The sequence below is a fragment of the Corallococcus sp. RDP092CA genome (assembly GCF_041903675.1).
In the GTDB taxonomy this organism is placed as follows: Bacteria; Myxococcota; Myxococcia; order Myxococcales; family Myxococcaceae; genus Corallococcus.
The window spans coordinates 1-560 of record NZ_JAYESI010000116.1; the positions used below are offsets into that span (position 1 = coordinate 1).

At 68.6% G+C, this 560-nt stretch carries 1 protein-coding gene; it reads right to left on the minus strand.

Annotation, left to right across the window (positions count from 1 at the left end; genetic code table 11):
- On the minus strand, positions 1-538 hold a 538-nt coding region (locus U8525_RS34420; protein ID WP_374270965.1), incomplete at its 3' end, for an AMP-binding protein.
- Positions 539-560 lie beyond the last annotated feature (22 nt).

The window sequence follows — 560 nt, forward strand, 5'->3', positions numbered from 1 at the left end:
CCCGCAGCGCCTTCGCCAACTCTCTCGGCAGGGCTTCTCCGCCCGTCAGCGCCTTCACGCCCGGGCCCTTCCACCCCGCCTCCACCAGCAGCCGCCACGTGCTCGGCGTCGCTTGCAGCACCGTCGCCCGGCTTGCCTCCAGCAACTCTCCCAGCCGCTTGCCGTCCACCGCCGTCTCTCGCGGCGCCACCACCACCTTCCCTCCCACCGACAGCGGCAGCAGCAACTCCAGCACTGCGATGTCGAACGACAGCGTCGTCACCGCTACCAGCACGTCGCTTGCCTTCAACCCAGGAGCCTGTGCCATCGCCGAGAGGAAGCGCGCCACCGCCCCGTGCGGCACCTGCACTCCCTTCGGTCGCCCCGTCGTCCCTGACGTGTAGATGACGTACGCCACCGACTCCGCTTCCACCTTCACTTCTGGTGGCGTCGTGTCTTCGCTTCCGAGGACGTCCGCGTCTCCGTCCAGCGACACGACCTTCGTCGTCGCCGTCTCCAGCCCCTCCCTCAGCGACTGCTGCGTCACCAGCACCGCCATCCCGCTGTCTTCCCTCATGTAC